The sequence below is a fragment of the Ruegeria profundi genome, from assembly GCF_020171505.1.
Lineage (GTDB): Bacteria > Pseudomonadota > Alphaproteobacteria > Rhodobacterales > Rhodobacteraceae > Ruegeria > Ruegeria profundi.
This window is the reverse complement of sequence record NZ_JAIUZS010000001.1, coordinates 550,074-572,276: the sequence shown is the minus strand read 5'-3', so window position 1 is coordinate 572,276 and position 22,203 is coordinate 550,074. Positions and strand designations below refer to the sequence as shown.

Sequence of the window (22,203 nt, the reverse complement as noted above, 5' to 3'; positions counted from 1 at the left end):
TTGGTCGGGCTAGCAGGACTCGAACCTGCGACCTTCCGTCCCCCAGACGGACGCGCTACCAGGCTGCGCCATAGCCCGACGTTGAGGTGTTCATAAAGACTTTCCCGGCAGGGGCAAGAGGAAATCATCGCCTTTTTTTCTTATCCCGCCGTTCGGTTTTCCATACGCTCCAGAATGGCGCGCAAGTCCTTTGCCATAGGAGCAATCTGCTTCAAAAGCTGGTCATCGAAATCCATTCGGGTCCAAGCTTGCGTTGCGATACCGCGCTTCTGAGGTGCTTTATCCTGACCGTCCGGTCTGGCCGCCTCGGGTCTTGTTTCAGGTTCGGGCGATGCAGCTTTTGCCCGTGCTGCGGGTGCAACTGTTCCAATGGCCGGTTCACTCTCGCCCAAGTCCATTTTGACCTGTTCGCCCGTCTGTACGGGTTTAGAAGTGAACGGAACAACAACATTTTCCTCTGCCGCGGTGTCCGCCTCTGCCACGTCGTCCAAGCTTGGGGAAAGCGCGGCAACATAGGCCACACCCTTTTCGCGCAGGATACGTTGCACACCTTTGATGGTGATCCCATCCTCATGCAGCAATTTCTTGATGCCACCCAGAAGACGCATATCGTTGGGACGGTAATACCGACGACCTCCGGCGCGCTTTACCGGTTTGACCTGGCTGAAACGGCTTTCCCAGAATCGCAAAACATGAGCCTGAACGTCCAGCCAGACCGCAACTTCACTGATGGTGCGAAACGCGTCGGGGGACTTGCTCATGACCGTGCCGCCCCGATCTTACTTTCGATTCCCTGCGGCGACGCGATCCTTCATCAGGTGCGACGGTCGAAAGGTCAGAACACGGCGCGGCTGAATCGGAACCTCTTCGCCTGTTTTGGGGTTGCGGCCGATGCGGGCGGTCTTATCCCGAACGCTGAACGTGCCAAAAGACGAGATTTTCACCTGTTCACCGCGCACCAGCGCGTCGGACATATGATTCAAAACGCTTTCCACGAGTTGCGCGCTTTCGTTACGTGACAGGCCGACCTCACGAAAGACAGCCTCGCTCAGATCCATTCGGGTCAGTGTTTTATCGCCCATACCTTTTCCCCTGTTGCTGTCCGAGAATATGGCGAGGGGAAATTCGCTGTCAATATCAATGAATTGCGCGCCTGTGTGTAAGCTGATTTGCGCCGGTTACCAGCGCAGAACCACCGCGCCCCAGGCCAAACCGCCGCCAATGGCCTCAGTCACGACAAGATCGCCTTGTTTGATCTGGCCACGCTGTTTGCCCACGGACAGGGCAAGCGGGATAGACGCAGCCGACGTATTGCCGTGGTCCTGCACGGTGACGACCACGTTATCCATCGACAGACCCATTTTCTTGGCAGTGCCCTGAATAATCCGGATATTGGCCTGATGGGGCACGATCCAGTCAACATCCGCACTGCTGAGGCCAGCCGATTCCAAGGCGGTTTCAGCCGTTTTTGCAAGTTTTTCAACGGCATGGCGGAAGACCTGATTGCCTTGCATACGCAAATGACCTGTCGACTGGGTGGACACGCCGCCATCGACATAAAGCAAATCTTTGTATCGCCCGTCCGAGTTAAGGTCGATCGCCAGAATGCCCCGATCCTGTGCGGTTCCTTCGCCCTCTTGCAGTTCCAGCACCAAGGCGCCAGCACCGTCGCCGAATAGCACGCAGGTCGACCGGTCCGTCCAGTCCATGATTCGTGAAAAGGTTTCGGCCCCTATGACAAGCACGCGCTTGGCCTGTCCTGACAAGATCAGGGCGTTGGCATTGCTGAGCGCAAAGACAAACCCGGCGCAAACGGCCTGAACATCAAAAGCGAACCCTTTGGTCATGCCCAACTGGGCCTGAACCATCGTGGCAGCAGAGGGAAAGGTCAGGTCGGCTGTCGAAGTGGCCAGAACAATCGCATCGATATCGTCGGCGGTCATACCGGCATCGTCCAAAGCCGCCTGAGCCGCTTTGGAAGCCAGATCCGACGTCTTTTCATCATCTGCGGCAAAATGCCGGCGTTCGATCCCCGAGCGGGTTCTGATCCACTCATCCGTTGTATCAAGCGTCTTTTCAAACTCGGAATTCGGAACGATGCGCTCTGGCAAATAATGTCCGACACCTACGACAACTGAACGGCCTGCCATTTGGGGGTACTGCCTTTTTTGTTATTCGCCGGCCTTTGACGGCGTGTGGGCGGCATCTTGTGCAAGCTCGGCTGTTGATGCAACCCGTGCCGCCAATTTTTCGGCGAAACCAGACTGTGCCAGGGTATAGGCCAGTTTGACTGCTGCCGAGACTCCGGTGGCATCCGCGCCACCATGCGATTTTACCACTGTTCCATTGAGGCCAAGGAAGACCCCACCATTCACGCGGCGCGGATCAATGCGCTTTTTTAGACGATTGAGCGACGTGATGGCTAGCACCGAGGCCAGACGGGAGAGTGGAGAGTACTTGAAAGCCTGGCGCAGAAGCTCACCGATCAGGCTTGCCGTACCTTCACCGGTCTTGATTGCGACGTTGCCGGTAAATCCATCGGTTACAACGACATCGGCCTTGTCACCGGGAATGTCGCTGCCCTCGACAAAGCCCACGAAGTCAAAATTTGCTTGCTCAGCAAACTCTGCGATCAAGGCGTGCGCCTCTTTCAGTTCAGCGCGGCCTTTGTGTTCTTCGGTACCCACATTCAGCAGACCGATCCGAGGGCGTTCAAGCGCCATCCCGTTTCGGGCGTAGGATGCACCCATCAGCGCATATTGCAGCAGATCCTTGGCGTCGGCGCGCACATCCGCGCCTACATCCAGCATAACGTTGAACCCTTGCGGGTTGCGGGACGGCCACAGAATCGCAATCGCCGGGCGGTTCACACCCGGCAATTTACGCAGACGTATCATCGACAGCGCCATTAACGCGCCCGTGTTGCCACAGGAAACGGCACCGTGCGCCTCATTCTGGCGGACGGACTCAAGCGCCGACCACATCGACGTCTGCTTGCTGCTGCGGACCACCTGACTGGGCTTGTCCTCCATCGTGACCACATCGGGGCAATCACGAAAAACGACGCGACCCTCAAGGACACGCCGTTTTGCGACAAGTTTGCGCAAAGTCTGCTCAGGCCCGTGCAGGATGAACGCAATGTCGGGGTTTTTGTTTGCCGATTTGGCAATGCCCGCAACCACGGTTGCGGGCCCCGAATCTCCGCCCATAGCGTCAACCGAGATGGTAATCCGTCCGGCGTGCGAGGGCTGTTCAGTCATGCCTTGCCTGCTGTTTTAAAGGCTTAGGCCGCGTCTTCGTCCAGATCGATTTCGTCGGCCTGTGCGACGACTTCGCGGTCATCGTAGTGGCCGCAGGCTGCACAAACATGGTGCGGGCGCTTCAACTCGCCACAGTTCGGGCATTCGTTCGGGTTTGCAGCAACCAGAGCGTCGTGTGCGCGGCGATTGTTGCGACGCGACTTGGAAACTTTGTTCTGTTGGACGGCCATGGTCTCAACCTTTGTATAACTATGGGCCAACAGATTCGCTGAGGGCCGGGTTTCATTCTTCGTTTTTTTCGTGGTTTGACGCGCGTTTAGGGCACAAGCCCCACGTTGTCCAACCCAAATTCCGATGAGCGCGCGAAAATACTGCGATTCTCGTCATGTTCAAGCGATTTTTCTGAGGGCCTGCTATGACAGGAAAACCAGCCTGTGTCACTCGTCTTTTTTCAACGCGTCACGCAAACCAGCCAGACCTGCGAACGGTTTGACATCTTCGTCCGTCATCGCCTGCTTGCCGGGCTCGGTAAAGTCAGCCTGACCTAGTTCAGCACCGTCTTTGCGCGGATATTGGGGCAGGGCCAGGGACAATGCCTCGACCATAACAAGGGTGGGGTCGATCTCAGCACCAAGCTGTTCGGTGTCGTCGCCTTCGGGAATTTCAAACTCGGCTTCCGTGGGATCGACCCAATCAGCCACAAAGATTCGGGCCACTGGGATTTCGATCCGGGTTGTCACAGGCTCAAGCGTGACGACGCATGGCTGAATCACCGTGGCACCCAGTTTGCCGTTCAGGGCCCAGTCCCGCTTGCCTTGTGCCCTCACATCACCTACGAAACTGAGCTTGCGTAGACCAAGCAGGCCAAGATCGTCTTTAATAGCCTCTAGTGCCTTGGCGTCAGGGCGCAAGTCAAACGGCGTTGGCGCGTTTTGGGGCAGGTCGGCCACCCGCAGAGATGTCTGGTTGCTCATTCGTGACCCTTTCCTGTGTTGAACCGGGGCTGCGGTTTCTGTAATCGGATAGGGTCCGTACGGGGCCAAGGCAAGAGGGTGTAAATGTTGAAGCTTGTAAACAGGTTAAAACCGGCGTCGAAAACGCTTGTCTTTGTGGCCTGTCTGGCGGCTGCCAGTGCGTGTACGCCCGTGTTCAAGAATCATGGATATATCCCGCCCCCCGAGGACCTGGCCGAGATCACGGTGGGCGTGGACACCCGCGACAGCGTGGCCGAAGCGGTAGGTGCCCCAAGCTCATCAGGTGTGGTTCGGGATTCGGGCTATTACTACGTGCGGTCTCGCGTTCGTCACTACGGCCCGAAAAAGCCCGAGGTGGTCTCGCGCGAGTTGGTAGCGATCAGCTTTGATGACCGCGGAGTTGTCCGGAACATCGAACGGTTCGGGCTTGAAGATGGTATCGTTGTTCAACTGGACCGCCGCGTGACCGAATCCACAATTCAGGGTCAGGGCTTTATCCGTCAGCTGCTTGGTAACATCGGCAACTTCAACCCGGCCAACATTCCGGGCGCGTCGCAGGAGTAACAGCCACATCTCGCGATAGTCATACGACAGTCATGCAGTCTGTGGTAAGGACGCGGCAAGAGGAAACCGGTCAGCAACCGTGGAGGATGCGACCATGGCACACTTGCTTTTGAAAGGGCGGTACCGCGCCCGTCTTGCGCAATCGCATCACGATCTGGCGTTGGCGCAGCGGCTTCGGACGCTGGCCTTCGGCACGGAACAGACCGATCAGGATCAGTTCGATCCGGTCTGCGCTCATATCCTTATTGAAGACATGCGGGAGGGCGGACAGATAGTCTGCTGCTTCCGCATGTTGACCATGGAAGATGGGTCCGAGATCGGCCAAAGCTATTCGAGCCAATTCTATGACCTGTCTGCTCTGGAAGGGTTCCAAGGCCGGATGGTCGAAATGGGGCGATTCTGCATCCATCCTGACTGGACCGACCCGGACATCCTTCGCGTCGCTTGGGGGGCGATGACCGCCTATGTCGATCAGAAAGGGGTTGAGATGCTGTTTGGCTGTTCCTCTTTCGCAGGAACCGAGACCAAAGAGTATCTGGACGCCTTCGCCATGCTGAAACATCGCCATCTTGCGCCAAAACGCTGGTTGCCACGGGTGAAGGCACCGGATGTTTTTCGGTTTGCCGCGCGTCTGCGCCGCAGACCGGACGTAAAAAAGGCGATGATGCGGATGCCACCCTTGCTGCGAACCTACTTGATGATGGGCGGCTGGGTCAGCGATCACGCAGTAGTAGATCGCCACATGAATACGCTGCATGTCTTTACCGGGCTTGAGATTGGCGCGATTCCCCCGGCGCGGAAACGTCTGCTGCGGGCGGTGGCCGGGTAATCGCCGTTGACGCTATGGCCTTACCGGTTTAGCTGGCGGGCATGGCGAGAATTCCTTTGTTGCAGATGTCCGGCATTTCCCTGACTTTCGGGGGTGATCCGGTGTTTTCCGAACTTGATTTGGTGGTCCAGCCCGGTGATCGCGTAGCACTGGTTGGGCGGAACGGGTCGGGAAAGTCCACCCTGATGAAAGTCATGGCCGGGTTGGTTGAGGCTGACCAAGGTGACATCGTGGTGCCGCCCGGAAAATCCGTTGGATACATGGAGCAGGATCCCGGCATGGAAGGGTTCGCAACGCTGGGTGATTATGCCTCCAGCGGGTTAGAGCCGGGCGAATTGTATAAGGTTGAGCGCGCCGGAGAAGGGTTGAAGTTCGATCCCGCACGCGCGGTCGAAACCGCCTCGGGTGGTGAGCGTCGGCGGGCGGCGCTTGCCAAGTTGATGGCCGAAGCGCCCGATTTAATGTTGTTGGACGAACCGACCAACCACCTGGATATCGAAGCCATCACATGGCTGGAACGCGAGTTGGGATCGACGCGGGCGGCTTTTGTGTTGATCTCGCATGACCGGGCATTCCTGCGGGCTCTGACCCGCGCGACCTTGTGGATTGACCGTGGAATGGTGCGGCGGCAGGAACAGGGATTCGAAGCGTTCGAAGCATGGCGTGACAAGGTCTGGGAAGAAGAGGACCAGCAGCGCCACAAGCTGAATCGCCTGATCAAGTCCGAGGCCAAATGGGCTGTCGAGGGCATCAGCGCGCGGCGGAAACGCAACCAGGGCCGGGTGCGCGCCTTGCAAGCCCTTCGCGCCGAAAAGGCGGCTCAGATCAAGCGTCAGGGTGCGGCTGCTATGGCGCTGGAGGCGGGACCGAAGTCCGGTAGAAAAGTGATCGAAGCCAAGGGCGTGTCGAAGTCTTTTGGCGAAACGCAGATTGTACGGAACCTGGACCTGCTGGTGCAACGCAGCGACCGGGTGGCCTTTGTCGGGCCAAACGGAGTGGGCAAGACGACGCTCCTGAAAATACTGTTGGGTCAGGAACAGCCAGATGAGGGCTCCGTAACGTTGGGTACCAACCTCGAGATCGCCGTGTTTGACCAAACCCGTGCGCAACTGGACCCGGAAATGACCCTTTGGGACAGTCTGACCGGTGACCCGGAGATGCGGGTATCTGGCAAGGCTGATCAGGTCATGGTCGGAGGTCAACCCAAGCACGTGGTCGGTTACCTCAAGGAGTTTCTGTTCGACGAAGCGCAGGCAAGGGCGGCTGTTAAGTCTTTGTCAGGTGGTGAGAAAGCGCGTTTGCTTCTGGCGAAGCTGATGGCGAAACCTTCGAACCTGCTGGTGCTGGACGAACCAACCAATGATCTGGATGTTGAAACACTGGATCTGCTGCAAGAACTGCTGGATGATTATGACGGCACTGTTCTGCTGGTCAGTCATGACCGGGATTTTCTGGATCGTGTCGCCACAACGACCATAGCTATGGAAGGTAATGGCCGTGCAACCGTTTATGCGGGCGGCTGGTCAGACTACATCACGCAGCGGGGTGATGTTGTCGAGAAGAAGTCCGAAAAAACAAAGCCTTCAACCCCGAAGATAAAGTCGGAAAGCCAACCGAAATCGGGCCTGTCGTTCTCGGAAAAACACCGGCTTGAAAAACTGCCCGCCGAGATTGCCCGGCTGGAGGCTGAGATCGGCAAGCTGGAAGAGCTCATGTCTGATCCCGAACTCTTTACGCGCGAGCCGGTCAAATTCCAAAAAGCCACCGAAGCTTTGGTTGAACGGCAAGAGAAACTGGCGGCAGCTGAGGATGAATGGCTGACGCTCGAAGAAAAGGCTGAAGGCGCCTAGGGGCGCCGAAGCGGCTTGGCGGGATTACCCACAACTGTTTCTCCGGCGGCAACGTCCTTGGTTACGACGCTACCTGCGCCGATGGTTGCATTGTCGCCAATAGTAATGCCGGGCATCAGGATAGCCCCACCGCCAACCCAGACGTGTCGACCAATCGTGACGGGCAGCCCGATTTCCAGCCCTTGCGCGCGCTCATCCGGGTCTTTGGCATGTTGGGCGCAATAGATTTGAACATGCGGGCCGAACATCGAGTCATCTCCGACCCGCACGGGTGCAGTATCCAGAATCACGCAGCCCGCGTTGAAGAACACCCGCGCGCCAAGGTGAATGTTGATCCCGTATGCGCAGTGAAACGGAGCTTCGAAAAAGCAATCCGATCCAACGCTTGCGAACAGCGCCAGTAACTCCGGAGCCATCGCTCCCCGCGCATCCGGGGGACAGGTGTTGTGCGCGTGTACTGCGCGTCGGGCATGGGCGCGCAAATCGTCAAGCTCGGGGTCCAGACAGCAATACCATTGCCCGGCCTGCATCTTTTCTCTTTCGGTCATGGGGCAGACCTATCGCATGCGCAATGCGCCGTCGATACGGATAACTTCACCGTTCAGATACCCCATCTCGACGATGAAACCGGCCAGCCGTCCATACTCACGCGGATCACCCAGGCGTGCGGGGTTGGGAACGTCAGCGGCCAGCTGTTGCTGTACCTCTTCGGGCAGCCCGGCCAGCATCGGGGTCATGAATATGCCCGGTGCGATGGCCATAACCCGGATGCCGGTCGAGGCCAGATCGCGCGCCATGGGCAGCGTCATTCCTACGACACCGCCTTTCGAGGCTGCATAAGCCGCCTGACCCTTTTGCCCATCAAAAGCCGCGATCGAAGCGGTATTGATGATCACGCCACGCGCGCCGTCCGGTTCGGGTTCGTTCTTTGCCATTTCGGCCGCGGCCAGGCGTGAGACGTTGAAGGTTCCGACCAAGTTGATGTCAATGGTGCGTTGGAAGGCGTCCAAAGGGTGGGGGCCGTCTTTCCCAACGGTCTTGATCCCAAACGCGACCCCCGCGCAGTTCACCGCGGCCGTGATTCGACCCATTTTGTCCATCGCCTGCGCTATGGCCGCTGCAACCGATCCTTCGTCTGTTACGTCCGTGTGCGCGAAATAACCGCCAATTTCGGATGCAACCCTTTCGCCCCGCTCGGAATCGCGATCAAGAATCGTAACTTGCGCGCCCTGTTCGGCAAAATACCGGGCGGTCGCTTCGCCAAGCCCCGAAGCGCCACCAGTGATGACCGCGGATGTGGAAGACAATTGCATGGCGGATCCTTTCCTTCGGGATATGAACGTATGTTCATTTAATGCAAGGGTTAGGGTTCTGTCCACGGTTTTGATGCCTCAGAGACAGTTTTCAAAGCGTTTCTCAAGGCAATCTCAGACAATCTTTAACCACGCTTAATACCCGAGTCTCACATCGATATCGAATGCGATGAGGCGTGGCACGAACACTAAGCAAGGAGACAAGCGATATGTTCAAGAGTTCAAAGGTCAGAGTTCCCGCGCTGATAGCGGCACCTTTTCTGACCGTGATAGCAGCAGGCAGTGTCGCAGCGGCACCAGAGGTCTGCAATTGGAAAACCGCGCGGGATGCTGCAAACCGAGGTGATTACAGGGCGTTGTGTGAGTGTCAGCAGGTTACGCCCAGCTTCTTGGAGCGTCTGCAATCGCGGTCAGATTTTGCAACAACACCACAAAACACGTCTGCGCAATGCCCTGGGTTGGCCGCCTTGTTAACGGACTTGCCAACCGCATCAATCACTGCGTCAGGTAATTTGGGCGAGTCCCGCGGAGGTGAAGAGTTTGCATCGTCGGGCGTGGACAACGGAGGTGACTCTGACGGAGGAAGTGGCCCCGGTAATGGTGGCGGAAGCGGTCCGGGTAATGGCGGCGGCAGCGGTCCGGATGATGGCGGAGGAAGCGACCCCGGTGACGGCGGAGGAAGCGGCCCCGGTAATGGTGGCGGCAGCGGTCCGGGTGATGGTGGCGGAAGCGACCCCGGTGACGGCGGTGGTTCCGGCAATGGTAACGGCGGTAACAACGGCGGCGGTGGTGGCAACCACGGCAATGGCAACGGCGGTAACAACGGCGGCGGTCACGGTGGCAACCACGGTAACGGCAACGCCGGCAACAACGGCGGCGGTGGCAACCACGGCAACGGCAATGGTGGAAACAACGGCGGCGGAAAAGGCGGTAAGCGATAATCGCGCCGTTACTTACGTCCAACAGAAACGGCCACCCAATCAGGTGGCCGTTTTATGCTTCCTTCAGGTTTAGATCAGCCCAACTGAACCAGAGCGTGCCGCTTTTTCCCGGCGCTCAGTTTGATTGGGGAGGACAGCGCAGCTGCATCAATCATCAGCCCTGCATCGGTCAGCGGTGCGTCATCCAGCTTGGCGCCGTTTTCGGCGATCAGACGCTTGGCCTCTTTGCCCGATTTTGCCAGCCCTGATTTCACGATGATCTGCACGATGGACATCCCGTCGCCCAGCTCATCTGAGCTTAGCGTCAGGGTGGGAAGGTCTCCGCCCACACCGCCTTTTTCAAACACCTCGCGTGCGGTGGCTTCGGCGGTCTCAGCGGCCCGGGCTCCGTGGGCCAGTGTCGTCACTTCATTGGCAAGGCGGATCTTGGCCTCGTTGATCTCGGACCCTTGCAGCGCACCCAGACGGTCACACTCATCCAAGGGCAGTTCGGTATAAAGCTTCAGGAAGCGCCCCACATCCGCATCGGTGGTATTGCGCCAGAACTGCCAGAACTCGTAGGGAGAACGCATGTCGGCGTTCAGCCAAACCGCGCCATCCTGAGATTTGCCCATCTTCTTGCCGTCGCTGGTGGTCAGCAGGGGCGATGTCAGGCCGTAGATTTCGTGGTCCAGAACGCGGCGGGTCAGGTCGATACCGTTGACGATGTTACCCCACTGGTCACTGCCGCCCATCTGCAGAACACAGCCATACCGGCGGTTCAACTCGAGGAAGTCATAGGCCTGAAGGATCATGTAGTTGAATTCAAGGAAGCTCAGCGATTGCTCGCGATCCAGCCGCGATTTCACGGACTCGAACGAAAGCATCCGGTTGACCGAGAAATGCCGCCCGATATCGCGCAGGAAATCGAGGTAGTTCAAACCGTCCAGCCACTCGGCATTGTTCAGCATCAGCGCTTTGTTTTCGGCGTCAGTGTCATAGTCGACGTAGGCCGCGAACACCTTCTTGATGCCTGCGATGTTTTCGTCGATCTGTTCCGGGCCCAACAGGGGGCGTTCATCCGCACGAAAAGACGGGTCGCCCACCTTGGTGGTACCGCCCCCCATCAGGGTGATCGGCTGGTGGCCGGTTTTCTGGAACCAGCGCAGCATCATGATCTGAATCAGGCTGCCCACATGCAACGACTTGGCCGTTGCATCAAAGCCGATATATGCCGGTTTGCACCCACTGATCAGCGCTTCGTCAAGGCCCTGATAATCGGTGCAGTCGGCGAGAAAGCCGCGCTCGATCATCGTGGCGATGAAATCCGATTTGGGGTGGTAGGTCATATCGTGCCCTTTGGGTTTATGTTGCGGGGCACTGTATAGGCGGCGTGTCAGGCAAGGAAAAGGCACCTTTTCCACGAAAACGTGGGCTGGTGACCGCGATCGTTACCCGTTCCACGATTTCGTTCCGAGTTTTTGTGGTTTCAGGCGCGCATGTAATTCCAAATTACTCGGTTTGCGTTCGATGTGACTTGCCTTTCCGATCATCCGACGTGCAGGTTGTGCGTCACATAACAAGAAAAACGAGGTGAGTGTGAAGCGGGCCATCAGGAAACACGGGCCGATCAGGGCCTTGGGGGCGATGTCTGGTACATCGCTGGATGGCGTGGATGCCGCGGTTGTTGAAACTGACGGGCACCAGATTTTCGGGTTCGGCCCAAGCGGGTATCGCGCATACTCAAAAACGGAACGAGCTGATCTGCACGCCGCACTGGGCCATTGGCACGGGCCGATGGTGGATAAGGCGGCTGAGTTGGTGACGATTGCTCATGCCGAGGTGCTCTCGGAATTCGATAAGGTTGACCTGATCGGATTTCATGGACAGACCCTGGCGCACGAGCCGCGCGGGCGGGGTACCCTGCAGGTGGGCGATGGCAAAGGGCTGGCGCAGGCGCTGGGCGTGCCGGTTGTATGGGATTTCCGAAGTGATGATATCGCAATGGGGGGTGAGGGTGCGCCTCTGGCGCCGTTCTTTCATTTCGCCTGCGCCAAATGGATCGGCGCGACTCAGCCGCTGTGTTTCCTGAATCTGGGCGGCGTGGGTAACCTTACCTATGTAGACCCCAGCTTTGACGCGCCAGAGAGGCCCGGAGCCTTGTTGGCATTTGACACCGGTCCAGCCAACGCACCGGTGGATGACCTTATGCAAGCGCGTTTCGGCCTGCAGATGGATCGCGATGGAGCAATGGCCAAAGGCGGCACGGTTGAGACCGGCGCGCTCGAACTTTTTCTGGCTGAGGCGTATTTTAACCGAATGCCGCCCAAATCTCTGGACCGAAACGACTTTGTCGAGATGATCAAGCTGGTGAAGGAACTGGAAGATGCCGATGCCGTAGCCACGTTGACCGCCATGTGTGCGGCAGGCGTGGCGCAGGGGATGGAGCATTGCCCGAAACCGCCTGCGCGCGTCTTGGTAACCGGGGGTGGGCGGCACAACCCGGTGCTGATGGAAATGCTGCGTGTCTCACTTGACTGTCCGGTCGAACCGGTCGAGGCGGTGGGTCTGGACGGCGACATGCTTGAGGCGCAAGCCTTTGCCTATCTGGCCGTCCGCGTTGCGCGCGGCCTGCCAACCTCGTGCCCCGGAACAACAGGGGTCAAAGCGCTTGTTGGCGGCGGGGTTGTGAGCATGGTTCCGGGGCGAAACCAGACAATTGCCAAAGCTTGAAAACCGGGGTCGACACTAATGAGCGCGCAAAAGCTAGCCTTTCAACCGCGCGGAATATCAAATCCCAGCTCGGCCAACACGAAGCCACCAAACTCGAAACCGGGCGAGACGGTGCAACTGACCAGAGTATAGTCGCCTGTCGTGCGCGCAGACTGCCAGTGGTTCTTGGGCACAATCACTTGCGGCGCACCTTTGGTCAGGTCAGGGGTTAGCACGTGGTCGGTTGCTGGGCCTTCATCCGTAGGGCTGAGGGTTAGGGTCAGCGGCGCACCTGAGTGGAACAACCATATCTCGGTTGCGTCAACACGGTGCCAGTGGCTGCGCTCACCCGCTTGCAAAAGGAAATAGATGCAGGTGCCCGTAGCGCGACCAGCGTTGTCGGCCCGCCAGGTTTCGCGGAACCAGCCGCCTTCGGGGTGGCGTTGCAGGTGCAGGCGGTCGATGATCTCTTGCGCGGTCATGGGGTCCTCGGCGGGTGTTGGATCGATTATGCATGCGGGTGTGCGATCCGCTATGGTATTTGGGCGTTTCGACAATATGTTTGCGGCATGACCTTGAATATCCCTTTTGACAACAGCTACGCCAGGCTCCCGAACACCTTCTTCGCCCGTCAGGCGCCGGTTCCCGTGCGCGCGCCGCGCCTTGTCGCATTCAATGACAACTTGGCACAAATTTTGCGCATAACCCCCGGTGAAATAGAGGAAATGGCCCAGACTTTTGCTGGGAATGTCGTTCCTGAAGGAGCCGAACCGATTGCGCAACTGTATTCGGGGCATCAGTTCGGGAATTACAACCCCCAGCTTGGCGATGGACGTGCCGTGCTTCTGGGTGAGACTGTCGGTACTGATGGCGTGCGTCGCGACATTCAGTTAAAGGGGTCCGGTCAGACCCCGTTCAGCCGCCGGGGCGATGGCCGTGCGTGGCTGGGGCCGGTACTGCGGGAATACGTAGTGTCTGAGGCGATGCACGCGCTGGGCATTCCCACGACCCGAGCGCTGGCCGCGGTTGAAACCGGTGAGGTTGTTCTGCGCGAAGGTCCGATGCCCGGCGCGGTTCTGACACGCATCGCACAAAGCCATCTGCGTGTGGGAACGTTTCAGGTGTTTGCCGGACGGGGACAGATTGACAGCCTGAAGCAGCTGACCGACTACGCCATCGCCCGACACTATCCAAACGCATCGGGGCCGATGGACCTTTTGCGCGCGGTGCGCGACGCACAGGCACGGCTGATTGCAGGTTGGATGAGCGTGGGTTTTATCCATGGGGTGATGAACACCGACAATTTCTCAATCGCCGGCGAAACGATTGACTATGGTCCCTGCGCTTTTATGGACAGCTACCACCCCAATACGGTTTACAGCTCGATCGATCGGATGGGGCGCTATGCGTATTCCAATCAACCCGACATTGCCGTGTGGAACTTGGCGCAGTTTGCAACGGCGTTGATCCAGCAATTCGATGACCCCGAACGAGCCGTTGAGGAAGCGACCGAGATCGTGCATGCGATGCCTGGTCTGATACAGCAGGAATGGCTGGCCCGGTTCCGGGCCAAGATCGGCCTGTTATCCGAAGACGAGGGCGATGAGGCGCTGATCGCTGACCTGCTGACCCGGATGGCGCAGAACTCGGCCGATTTCACCAATACCTTCCGGGCGTTAAGCAGTGGCAAGGCTCGCGATCAGTTCCTTGCCTCCGACGCATTCGATGACTGGGTGAAGGTGTGGCGTGAACGGCTGAAGCGCGAGGAAAACCCTCAGGCCGTGATGAATGCCGCCAACCCCGCCTTTATCCCGCGCAACCACAGGGTTGAGCAGATGATCCAGGCGGCTGTTCAAGGGGACTATGCCCCTTTCCACCGGCTCAACGCCGTGTTTGCACACCCCTACGAAGATCAGCCCGAGGCCACCGATCTAGCGCGGCCTCCGACCGAAAGGGAAGTGGTCCACGCGACCTTCTGCGGGACGTAAAGGTGCCAAGGGGTTGATCTGAACGTTTAAAGCCCCTGCCGGTAGACACCTGGCTTGCCTTTTAATCCCGCAAAATCTCTGACACGGCGGCGGTTACGATCAGCGCTGCGCCAAACGCTTCGCGCAGGCGATAGCTTGGTCGCAGGCCAGATCGTAATGAAGATCATTGGCAAAATGTAAATCGCTGACAGAAGCGCCAAGCCCAGCACTATGTTAATGACACCCGAAACGACAGGGCAGATATCCCGTGTCGTGTCGGCATAAGGTGCCAAGGGCGCGGTGATCAAGAGGAGCTGCATTTGCCGCCTATTTTTTAGTCAGGTTGTCGCGGTTCGCCCTGTATGGCGGGAATCAGGGGGTTGCACCCAGCGCCCAGCGTGGCACTTTATCTGTATTTGTTTGATCAGAGCCACATGAAACCCCAGTCGACCCTGCGCATTGCCAGCTACAATATTCAGAAATGCGTCGGCCTTGATTTCCGACGGCAGCCCCAGCGCATCATGCAGGTTATCGACAGCATGAAGGCTGACATCGTGGTGCTGCAAGAGGCCGACAAACGCCTACCGCCGCGCCCTGCTGCGTTGCCGCATTTCATGCTGGATGAGGCGGGGTGGCAGATTGTTGATCTGGGTGGGGCAGGCAGTCTGGGTTGGCATGGCAACGCCGTGATTTGGCGCGGCGACGCGATCCGTGTGCGCCAGAAGGGACATCACGACCTGCCGGGGCTAGAGCCACGGGGCATGGTGCAGGTCGAGTTCGACACGCACATCGGGCCGTTGCGCGTGATTGGCATGCATCTGGGTCTGCTGCCAGCATCCAGACGGCAGCAAATCACCCATATCCGCCGATTTGACAAGAAGCTGAACGATATGCCGACCGTGTGGGCTGGGGATTTCAACGAATGGTCACGCCAGCCGGTGCTGGATCATCTGGCCCCTGATATGCGATTTCTGCCGCCGGTTCCGAGTTTTCCGGCTGCCCAACCGCTGGGCGCGCTGGATCGGATCGCGCTGGGCGGGGGCCTAGAGGCTGTGTTGCACGGCGTGCATGATGCTCGACCGGCGCATATCGCCTCGGATCATCTGCCGATCTGGGCTGATCTGCGCCGTGTGACCCAAGATGCAAATCCCCTGTGGCACCATCCGCACAGACGTATTAAGACATAAGCCCGAATTACTCTGAGGGTCACACATGACCGATACGATTATCGCCCGCTGCGAAGCAAAAGGACTGCGCATGACGGGCCAGCGCCGCACAATTGCCCAGGTGCTGCAACAAAGCGACGATCACCCCGACGTCGAGGAGCTTTATGCCCGCGCGTCCAAGGTGGATTCGGGTATCTCGATCGCTACGGTCTATCGTACCGTCAAACTGTTCGAAGAGGCGGGCATTCTCGACCGGCTGGAGTTCGGAGACGGGCGGGCGCGTTATGAAGATGCCGAACGTGATCACCACGACCACCTGATCGACATGCAGTCAGGCGAAGTGATCGAGTTCGTCGATCCTGAAATCGAAGTGTTGCAGGAAAAGATCGCCGCCAAGCTGGGTTACAAGCTGAAAGGCCACCGGCTGGAACTGTACGGCGTGCCGCTCAAACAGGACTGAACCATCACGAATAGCGAAGGGCAGGCGCACGGGAATTCATGTTTTCCAGCCCGATAACGCTTGCCCGTGAGGCTCGGTTGCGCTTTTGGTGAAGATTGCGGCCGTGAGTCGGGCCGCAGGTTTCAACGGACATGATCATGAACAACGTAAACGGCATATTGCTGGTCGTCGGTGCGATGGCGGCCTTCACTCTTGAGGACATGTTTATCAAGCACCTGTCGTCCACTGTGCCGACCGGTCAGATCATGATTGTTCTTGGGCTGGTCTGCGGGCTGGTTTTTGCCGTGATGTCGGTGGTCACGCGAAAACGTATCTTTGATCCGTTTGCATGGCGTCCGCTTCCCTTGGTACGTGCCGGTGCCGAAGCGGTTGGCGCGCTGACGTTTGTGACCGCACTGTCTTTGGTGGATCTGTCCACCGTGGCCGCCGTGTTTCAGGCAATGCCGCTGGCTGTCACTATGGGAGCTGCCCTGTTTCTGGGCGAGCATGTCGGCTGGCGACGTTGGAGCGCGATTGGCGTGGGTTTCATCGGTGTCTTGATGATTATCCGCCCGGGGCTTCAGGGTTTTCAGCCCGAGTCGCTGTTTGTCGTGGCCACTGTTATTGCGATTGCCGCGCGCGACTTGATCACGCGTAAGCTGGATGTCCGGGTAGCTTCTTCTGTCGTGGCGCTTCAGGCCTATCTTGCGATTGCGCTGGCCGGCCTCGTTCTAATGTTTGTTACTGCGCAACCCGTGGTGCCACTGCAAACGGCCCAAATCGGTCCGTATTTGGGTGCCATCTTGTTTGGCGTCGTCGCTTACTATGGGATCGTCACCGCCATGCGGATTGGTGAGGCGTCGGCGCTGACGCCGTTTCGCTACACGCGGTTGGTCTTTTCGATTGCGGCGGGAATGCTGATGTTTGGCGAGCGTCCTGATCTGATGACACTGGCCGGTGCCACGTTGATCATGGGGTCGGGCATGTACACCTTCATGAGAGAGCGCAAATTGGCCCGTGAGCTTGCGGCAGTGGTCTGAGGGATCGCCACAGGCAGACAAAAACGATAAACTGTTAGCCCTAAACCCTCGTATTTATCTGTGTTAGCGGTAACGTATCCGGTTTACTTTTTGCCGGGTGATGGTATGAGGCGTGCAAGTTATTTTAGCGACAGGAATGCGCCTCATGAGCACCATCATCGACATCCACGCACGGGAAATACTGGACAGCCGGGGTAACCCGACCGTTGAGGTGGACGTGATTCTGGAAGACGGCACCATGGGCCGCGCTGCTGTACCCTCTGGTGCGTCTACCGGAGCCTATGAGGCGGTGGAAAAGCGTGACGGCGACAAGTCGCGCTATATGGGCAAGGGCGTGCTCGAGGCCGTCGCGGCGGTCAACGGTGAAATTGCCGAGGAACTGGTTGGTTTTGACGCGACCGAGCAGGTCGCCATCGACCAAGCCATGATTGAACTGGACGGGACCGAGAACAAAGGCCGTCTGGGGGCAAATGCCATTCTGGGCGTTTCACTGGCGACTGCGAAGGCGGCGGCAGATTTCACCACTCAGCCCTTGTACCGTTATGTTGGCGGCACCTCGGCCCGCGTTTTGCCAGTACCGATGATGAATATCATCAACGGGGGCGAGCATGCAGATAACCCGATCGACATTCAGGAATTCATGATCATGCCCGTTTCGGCCGCGAATATCCGCGAAGCCGTGCGCATGGGCTCCGAAGTGTTCCACACGCTGAAAAAAGAACTGTCAGCGGCGGGGCTGGCCACGGGTGTCGGTGATGAAGGCGGTTTTGCACCCAACATCGCCTCCACCCGCGAAGCGCTGGATTTCATTCTGAAGTCCATCGAAAAGGCGGGCTACAAACCGGGTGAGGAGATTCACCTGGCGCTCGATTGTGCGGCGACTGAGTATTACAAGGATGGCAAATACGTTCTGTCGGGTGAGGGCAAGAGCCTGACCTCAGAAGAGAATGCGGACTACCTTGCGGCTCTGGTCAACGACTATCCGATCATTTCGATCGAAGATGGCATGTCCGAGGATGATTGGGACGGCTGGAAGGCCCTGACCGACGCTATCGGCGACAAAGTGCAACTGGTGGGTGACGACCTGTTCGTGACCAACCCCGCGCGTCTGGCCGAGGGGATCGAACGCGGTTGCGCGAACTCGATGCTGGTCAAGGTGAACCAGATCGGATCACTCTCCGAAACCCTGCGCGCCGTCGATATGGCCCACCGTGCGCGCTATACCAACGTGATGTCGCACCGCTCGGGTGAAACCGAAGATGCCACAATTGCCGATCTTGCTGTCGCAACGAATTGCGGACAGATCAAGACCGGCTCGCTTGCGCGCTCGGACCGGTTGGCCAAGTACAACCAATTGATCCGCATCGAAGAATCTCTGGGCGAAGTGGCAGAATATGCCGGGGCTTCGATCCTTAAGCGCTGAATGCTACGCTGATCCGTGAGTTGAACGAGGATCAGCCTGTGCTTCGCATTACAGAACCCACAACGCCGGACCAAGTCGAAGCGGTCCGGCGTCTGTGCTGGGACTATCGTGATTTTCTGCTAACGCTGGATGCGCACTCTCGGAAAATAGTTCGAACCTTCTATCCGCGCGAAAAATACGCTCGGATGCTTTCTTCTATACAAACGGAACACAGCCCGCCAAACGGTGGCATGCGTCTTGCTTTGAAAGATGATCAACCGGTCGGGTGCGGGATGTTCCACACCATCGCCCCGCACGTAGCCGAGATAAAACGCGTTTTCGTGGCAGATAGCGTGCGGGGCGCAGGTGTTGGTTTTGCGATAATGCAATCCCTTATCGAACAGTGCCGCGAGCGCGGATTTGATTATATTCGTATGGACACAGGCAAACCGATGCAGACTGCTGCGCGTTTGTACCTGTCGATGGGGTTCTCTTTGCGGGATGCTTATTCAGAGATTCCAGAAATCGCGAGGGGTCATCTGCTGTTTTTTGAGATGGATCTGCGCGCGAACAACTCTGCCTGAAGAACATGCATAGATTTTATGCTTGGTTTTCGAATTGAAAACGCAGAGGAATCCATCGCGCAAAAAATAAAATATCAAATATATCATTATGTGTGAACTTTTTCATACTTGCCCCGGATCGAGTTGAGGTATTCTGAACAAATTAAAGAAAGGAGCATACCATGACTGGTTCTAAATTCCTTCTCGTAGCTTCAGTGATCAGCACCATATTCTTGGCGGCCTGTGCGGGGCCGGGGACGTACCCAATCACCGGTGAAGCTGTGTCATCCGGCGACCCGGTTCAAGACATGGATACGCCGATGTTCATCTTCCGCGGCGAGTCGCGCTAAAGAACCTTGCTCATCAGCATGTATTTGTCGCGCGGTTTGAACCCCGTGCGCAGGTAAAGCTTCTGCGCGGTCTCGTTCGCCCGATCGACTTCAAGGTGCAGGGCGGTCAATCCTGCATGGGACAGTGCCTTAGGCAGATTGTGCAGCACTTCTGTGGCGATGCCGCGCCCGCGGATGGCAGGGCGAATGTAGATTTCATCGACAAAGCCGTCCATGCCACCAAACTCGACTGACCAGCCGAAGGTCAGGATGATGTAGCCCAACGGTGCGCGACCCGGACCGATCAGGTAAATGCATCCGTGGGGGATACCCTCCAGCAATGGCAAAAGGGCGTCACGTCTTTGATCCGCGTCCTGTTCAATGCCTTCTTCCGCATGAAAAGCCGCGACCAAGCTCATGAGGCGGTCCAGATCATCGGGGCGGGCGAGCTTAAGTGCGGCGCTCATTTCATAATTTCCAATACTTTGGCTTCTGCTTTGGCAACCCAGTCGGATTTGCAGTCGCCATAAGCGTGGTAGTCGTTCGGGTGCAGATTTCCGCACCGGGTCTTTTCCGCCGCGTAAGCATCCCGAAGCGCCGGATCGGCGCGTAGCGCATCGCGGAACGCGAGGTGGCGGGTGATCTCTGATGAATCCTGGACGTAACAATGGGCCTGCACAATCCGTTTACCTGTCGCAGGATCGTCTTTGCGGACATAGCGCCGACCAGGCAGACCGAATTCACCCAGCCATTCGTATCCCAATGCTTCGATCAAAGGCCGGGCGGCATCCATTTGATCGAGGTCCGAAAAGACCGGCAGCAGATCGATGATCGGCTTCGCAGGCAGATGAGGGACCGAGGTTGAGCCGATATGATGGATCTCAACAAGACCGGGCAAATCGGCATTCTGCCAGCGCGTGACTTCGGTGATAGCCTGCTGCGGCCACGCTGGATCGGGCGAGGAAAGAAGGCTCATAACCGGGCCAGTCTTTCTGTCAGCAGATCGAAGAAGCCATCGGCGTCAATATCCCCGATGAACAACGCGTTGGGCGGGCGGTCCGTGACGCCCCACCAGTCGGCGACGGTCATGCCCATGGTCAATTCAGACTGTGTTTCAATCTGAACGTTTATGTGACGGCCCGAAAACAGCTCTGGCCGGATCAGATAGGCCGTCACGCAGGGGTCGTGCAACGGCGCGCCTTCCGAGCCGTATTTTTCCTTGTCGAAGCGTTCGAAGAAATCCGTCATTTCGGCCACAGCCTGGCCGACCTTGGTAACCAGCGCGCGGAAGGCATCGTTGCGCTGTTTCGTAACCAACGCCTTATGCGTTACGTCCAGCGGCATAACGACGGTTGGAACGCCTGATTTAAACACGATATCAGCGGCTTCAGGATCGACGTAAATGTTGAATTCAGCGGTTGGTGTGATGTTTCCAACCTCGAAATACGCTCCGCCCATCAAGATAATTTCCTGCACCCGGTCGATGATGTCAGGGGTTTTCTGAAAAGCGGTGGCAATGTTGGTCAGCGGCCCAAGCGGGCACAACGTGACAGTTCCAGGCTTGTTCTTACGCAGCGTGTCGATGATGAACTCCACCGCGTGCCCGTCGGTCAAAGCCATTTGTGGATCAGGGAGAACGGGGCCATCAAGCCCGGTTTTGCCATGCACATGCTCTGCCGTGACCAAAGGGCGTTTCAGAGGGCGGTCGCAACCGGCGTAAACTGGAATATGCGTTTTACCCGCCAATTCGCAGACAATGCGCGCGTTCTTGGCGGTCAACTCCAGCGGCACGTTTCCGGCGACGGCGGTGATCCCCAACACCTCAATTTCTTCCGGGCTGGCCAGCGCCAGCAGGATGGCCACAGCGTCGTCCTGACCAGGATCGGTGTCTATGATGATTTTGCGCGGTGCCATGCCTTACCTCAGGAATCTTGAAGCGCGGACACTCGCAAGTGTCACCGAGCTTGTCCAGCGGTTTCAGGCGGTGCTCGTTACATCCACAGGCGGGAGTTTGCCATTGGCGCGATGCTCTTCGGTTTTCACCTCATCCCAGAGCGCATCCATCTCGGCCAGGTCGCTTTGTGATGGGGTCTTGCCACGGGCGGCCAGGCGTGCCTCAACCTGTTCAAAGCGACGGGTGAACTTGGCGTTGGTGCGGCGCAGAGCGGCCTCTGGCTCGATACCCAGATGGCGGCCCAGATTGACCATCACGAACAGCAGATCGCCGAACTCATCTTCAAGCGCGTCGGGGTCCATCCGGTTGCGTGCCTCTTCCAACTCGGCGGCTTCTTCGGTGATCTTTGCAAGTACGTGGCTCGCATCAGGCCAGTCGAACCCCACGCGCGCGGCGCGTTTTTGCAGCTTGTGGGCGCGCAGCAGGGCGGGCAGGTTTGCTGCAAGACCGTCCAGCGCACCTTTTTGTTCTTTGCCAGCGCGTTCTGCTGCTTTGATCGTTTCCCAATCCAGCGTCTGCTGCTCCGCAGATTTTTCACGGGATTCGTCTCCGAACACGTGCGGATGGCGGGCGACCATCTTGTCCGACATGGTGCGGACCACGTCCTGAAAGGTAAAATACCCGGCTTCTTCGGCCATCTGCGCATGGAAGACGGATTGGAACAGCAAATCGCCCAATTCCCCCTTCAACTCGTCATAGGCCTCGCGTTCGATGGCGTCGGCGACCTCATAGGCCTCTTCAATCGTGTAGGGCGCAATCGTGCCAAAATCCTGTTCGATATCCCACGGGCAGCCTGTTTCAGGATCGCGCAGGCGGCGCATAATTTCCAGAAGACGCTCGATCCCGGCGTCGCTGTCGTGGATCAGAGGATTTTCGGCCATTGCGAACCCTTTCGTTCCGGTGTCAGATGCATGCATTCCG

Annotated in this window: 27 protein-coding genes and 1 tRNA gene; 12 read left to right on the top strand and 16 right to left on the bottom strand. The window is 57.9% G+C overall.

The window, feature by feature from the left end:
• Nucleotide 1: 1 nt before the first annotated feature.
• From LCM21_RS02730 to LCM21_RS02700, 7 genes are all read right to left on the bottom strand, one after another.
• Nucleotides 2-78 (bottom strand) — tRNA-Pro (locus LCM21_RS02730).
• 62 nt (nt 79-140) lie between these two features.
• Entirely contained in the window at nt 141-761 is a 621-nt protein-coding gene (locus tag LCM21_RS02725; RefSeq protein ID WP_224889212.1) for a MerR family transcriptional regulator, read from the bottom strand.
• A gap of 18 nt (nt 762-779) precedes the next feature.
• Nucleotides 780-1,082 (bottom strand): integration host factor subunit alpha, encoded by a 303-nt coding sequence (gene ihfA / locus LCM21_RS02720; protein ID WP_008755922.1) that lies wholly within the window; start codon nt 1,080-1,082, stop codon nt 780-782.
• A 96-nt stretch (nt 1,083-1,178) separates the two neighbouring features.
• Nucleotides 1,179-2,150, bottom strand: a complete 972-nt coding sequence (locus LCM21_RS02715) for a beta-ketoacyl-ACP synthase III (RefSeq protein ID WP_224889211.1) — start codon at nt 2,148-2,150, stop codon at nt 1,179-1,181.
• 21 nt (nt 2,151-2,171) lie between these two features.
• Nucleotides 2,172-3,260: a phosphate acyltransferase PlsX gene (gene plsX, locus LCM21_RS02710; protein ID WP_068331765.1), complete on the bottom strand. Its 1,089-nt coding sequence runs from the start codon at nt 3,258-3,260 to the stop codon at nt 2,172-2,174.
• Nucleotides 3,261-3,283: 23 nt separating this feature from the next.
• Entirely contained in the window at nt 3,284-3,490 is a 207-nt protein-coding gene (gene rpmF / locus LCM21_RS02705; RefSeq protein ID WP_068331762.1) for a 50S ribosomal protein L32, read from the bottom strand.
• A gap of 207 nt (nt 3,491-3,697) precedes the next feature.
• The gene (locus LCM21_RS02700) at nt 3,698-4,234 is read right to left on the bottom strand and encodes a YceD family protein (RefSeq protein WP_224889210.1); all 537 of its coding nucleotides are present in this window, start codon (nt 4,232-4,234) and stop codon (nt 3,698-3,700) included.
• An 84-nt stretch (nt 4,235-4,318) separates the two neighbouring features.
• Here LCM21_RS02700 and LCM21_RS02695 point away from each other — a divergent pair, with 84 nt between their 5' ends.
• The 3 genes from LCM21_RS02695 to LCM21_RS02685 all read left to right on the top strand — a co-directional run bounded on the left by LCM21_RS02695 (nt 4,319) and on the right by LCM21_RS02685 (nt 7,477).
• Nucleotides 4,319-4,798, top strand: a complete 480-nt coding sequence (locus LCM21_RS02695) for an outer membrane protein assembly factor BamE (protein ID WP_068331756.1) — start codon at nt 4,319-4,321, stop codon at nt 4,796-4,798.
• Nucleotides 4,799-4,892: 94 nt separating this feature from the next.
• Nucleotides 4,893-5,627 (top strand): GNAT family N-acetyltransferase, encoded by a 735-nt coding sequence (locus LCM21_RS02690; RefSeq protein ID WP_224889209.1) that lies wholly within the window; start codon nt 4,893-4,895, stop codon nt 5,625-5,627.
• A 41-nt stretch (nt 5,628-5,668) separates the two neighbouring features.
• Nucleotides 5,669-7,477, top strand: coding sequence for an ABC-F family ATP-binding cassette domain-containing protein (locus LCM21_RS02685; protein WP_224889208.1), 1,809 nt, complete (start codon nt 5,669-5,671; stop codon nt 7,475-7,477).
• On the opposite strand, the gene LCM21_RS02680 is transcribed toward LCM21_RS02685, so the two are convergent.
• Entirely contained in the window at nt 7,474-8,025 is a 552-nt protein-coding gene (locus LCM21_RS02680; RefSeq protein WP_224889207.1) for a sugar O-acetyltransferase, read from the bottom strand. The genes LCM21_RS02685 and LCM21_RS02680 overlap by 4 nt on opposite strands.
• A 9-nt stretch (nt 8,026-8,034) precedes the next feature.
• Nucleotides 8,035-8,790, bottom strand: coding sequence for a 3-hydroxyacyl-CoA dehydrogenase (locus tag LCM21_RS02675; RefSeq protein ID WP_224889206.1), 756 nt, complete (start codon nt 8,788-8,790; stop codon nt 8,035-8,037).
• A gap of 209 nt (nt 8,791-8,999) precedes the next feature.
• Here LCM21_RS02675 and LCM21_RS02670 point away from each other — a divergent pair, with 209 nt between their 5' ends.
• On the top strand, nt 9,000-9,731 hold the full coding sequence (locus LCM21_RS02670; protein WP_224889205.1) for a hypothetical protein: 732 nt from the start codon (nt 9,000-9,002) through the stop codon (nt 9,729-9,731).
• 74 nt (nt 9,732-9,805) lie between these two features.
• Here the strand turns inward: LCM21_RS02670 and tyrS are convergent, their stop codons facing one another.
• Entirely contained in the window at nt 9,806-11,059 is a 1,254-nt protein-coding gene (tyrS, locus tag LCM21_RS02665; RefSeq protein ID WP_224889204.1) for a tyrosine--tRNA ligase, read from the bottom strand.
• A gap of 250 nt (nt 11,060-11,309) precedes the next feature.
• Between tyrS and LCM21_RS02660 the strand changes: the two genes are divergently transcribed.
• Nucleotides 11,310-12,443 carry an anhydro-N-acetylmuramic acid kinase gene (locus tag LCM21_RS02660; RefSeq protein WP_224889203.1) on the top strand — a complete coding sequence of 378 codons (1,134 nt, stop codon included), beginning with the start codon at nt 11,310-11,312 and terminating at the stop codon, nt 12,441-12,443.
• Nucleotides 12,444-12,484: 41 nt separating this feature from the next.
• Here the strand turns inward: LCM21_RS02660 and LCM21_RS02655 are convergent, their stop codons facing one another.
• Nucleotides 12,485-12,904 carry a cupin domain-containing protein gene (locus LCM21_RS02655; protein WP_224889202.1) on the bottom strand — a complete coding sequence of 140 codons (420 nt, stop codon included), beginning with the start codon at nt 12,902-12,904 and terminating at the stop codon, nt 12,485-12,487.
• Nucleotides 12,905-12,991: 87 nt separating this feature from the next.
• Here LCM21_RS02655 and LCM21_RS02650 point away from each other — a divergent pair, with 87 nt between their 5' ends.
• Nucleotides 12,992-14,410 carry a protein adenylyltransferase SelO gene (locus LCM21_RS02650; protein ID WP_224889201.1) on the top strand — a complete coding sequence of 473 codons (1,419 nt, stop codon included), beginning with the start codon at nt 12,992-12,994 and terminating at the stop codon, nt 14,408-14,410.
• A 26-nt stretch (nt 14,411-14,436) separates the two neighbouring features.
• On the opposite strand, the gene LCM21_RS02645 is transcribed toward LCM21_RS02650, so the two are convergent.
• Nucleotides 14,437-14,709 (bottom strand): hypothetical protein, encoded by a 273-nt coding sequence (locus LCM21_RS02645; protein ID WP_224889200.1) that lies wholly within the window; start codon nt 14,707-14,709, stop codon nt 14,437-14,439.
• A gap of 114 nt (nt 14,710-14,823) precedes the next feature.
• On the opposite strand from LCM21_RS02645, the gene LCM21_RS02640 reads away from it, so the two are divergent.
• The 6 genes from LCM21_RS02640 to LCM21_RS02615 all read left to right on the top strand — a co-directional run bounded on the left by LCM21_RS02640 (nt 14,824) and on the right by LCM21_RS02615 (nt 19,349).
• A complete protein-coding gene (locus LCM21_RS02640) occupies nt 14,824-15,576 on the top strand; it encodes an endonuclease/exonuclease/phosphatase family protein (protein WP_224889199.1) in 753 nt (250 codons plus the stop codon).
• 25 nt (nt 15,577-15,601) lie between these two features.
• Entirely contained in the window at nt 15,602-16,015 is a 414-nt protein-coding gene (locus LCM21_RS02635; protein ID WP_224889198.1) for a Fur family transcriptional regulator, read from the top strand.
• 137 nt (nt 16,016-16,152) lie between these two features.
• Nucleotides 16,153-17,034 (top strand): DMT family transporter, encoded by an 882-nt coding sequence (locus LCM21_RS02630; RefSeq protein WP_224889197.1) that lies wholly within the window; start codon nt 16,153-16,155, stop codon nt 17,032-17,034.
• 145 nt (nt 17,035-17,179) lie between these two features.
• Nucleotides 17,180-18,457, top strand: coding sequence for a phosphopyruvate hydratase (gene eno / locus LCM21_RS02625; protein WP_224889196.1), 1,278 nt, complete (start codon nt 17,180-17,182; stop codon nt 18,455-18,457).
• A 38-nt stretch (nt 18,458-18,495) separates the two neighbouring features.
• Nucleotides 18,496-19,020, top strand: a complete 525-nt coding sequence (locus tag LCM21_RS02620) for a GNAT family N-acetyltransferase (RefSeq protein ID WP_224889195.1) — start codon at nt 18,496-18,498, stop codon at nt 19,018-19,020.
• Between the two features lie 161 nt (nt 19,021-19,181).
• Nucleotides 19,182-19,349 carry a hypothetical protein gene (locus LCM21_RS02615; protein ID WP_224889194.1) on the top strand — a complete coding sequence of 56 codons (168 nt, stop codon included), beginning with the start codon at nt 19,182-19,184 and terminating at the stop codon, nt 19,347-19,349.
• On the opposite strand, the gene LCM21_RS02610 is transcribed toward LCM21_RS02615, so the two are convergent.
• The 4 genes from LCM21_RS02610 to mazG all read right to left on the bottom strand — a co-directional run bounded on the left by LCM21_RS02610 (nt 19,346) and on the right by mazG (nt 22,163).
• On the bottom strand, nt 19,346-19,795 hold the full coding sequence (locus LCM21_RS02610) for a GNAT family N-acetyltransferase (RefSeq protein WP_224889193.1): 450 nt from the start codon (nt 19,793-19,795) through the stop codon (nt 19,346-19,348). The two genes, LCM21_RS02615 and LCM21_RS02610, sit on opposite strands and share 4 nt — an antisense overlap.
• Entirely contained in the window at nt 19,792-20,304 is a 513-nt protein-coding gene (locus LCM21_RS02605; protein ID WP_224889192.1) for a GrpB family protein, read from the bottom strand. The genes LCM21_RS02610 and LCM21_RS02605 overlap by 4 nt, the downstream gene beginning before the upstream one ends.
• Nucleotides 20,301-21,242, bottom strand: a complete 942-nt coding sequence (locus tag LCM21_RS02600; RefSeq protein ID WP_224889191.1) for a nucleoside hydrolase — start codon at nt 21,240-21,242, stop codon at nt 20,301-20,303. The genes LCM21_RS02605 and LCM21_RS02600 overlap by 4 nt, the downstream gene beginning before the upstream one ends.
• A gap of 63 nt (nt 21,243-21,305) precedes the next feature.
• Entirely contained in the window at nt 21,306-22,163 is an 858-nt protein-coding gene (gene mazG / locus LCM21_RS02595; RefSeq protein ID WP_224889708.1) for a nucleoside triphosphate pyrophosphohydrolase, read from the bottom strand.
• Between the last annotated feature and the right edge of the window lie 40 nt (nt 22,164-22,203).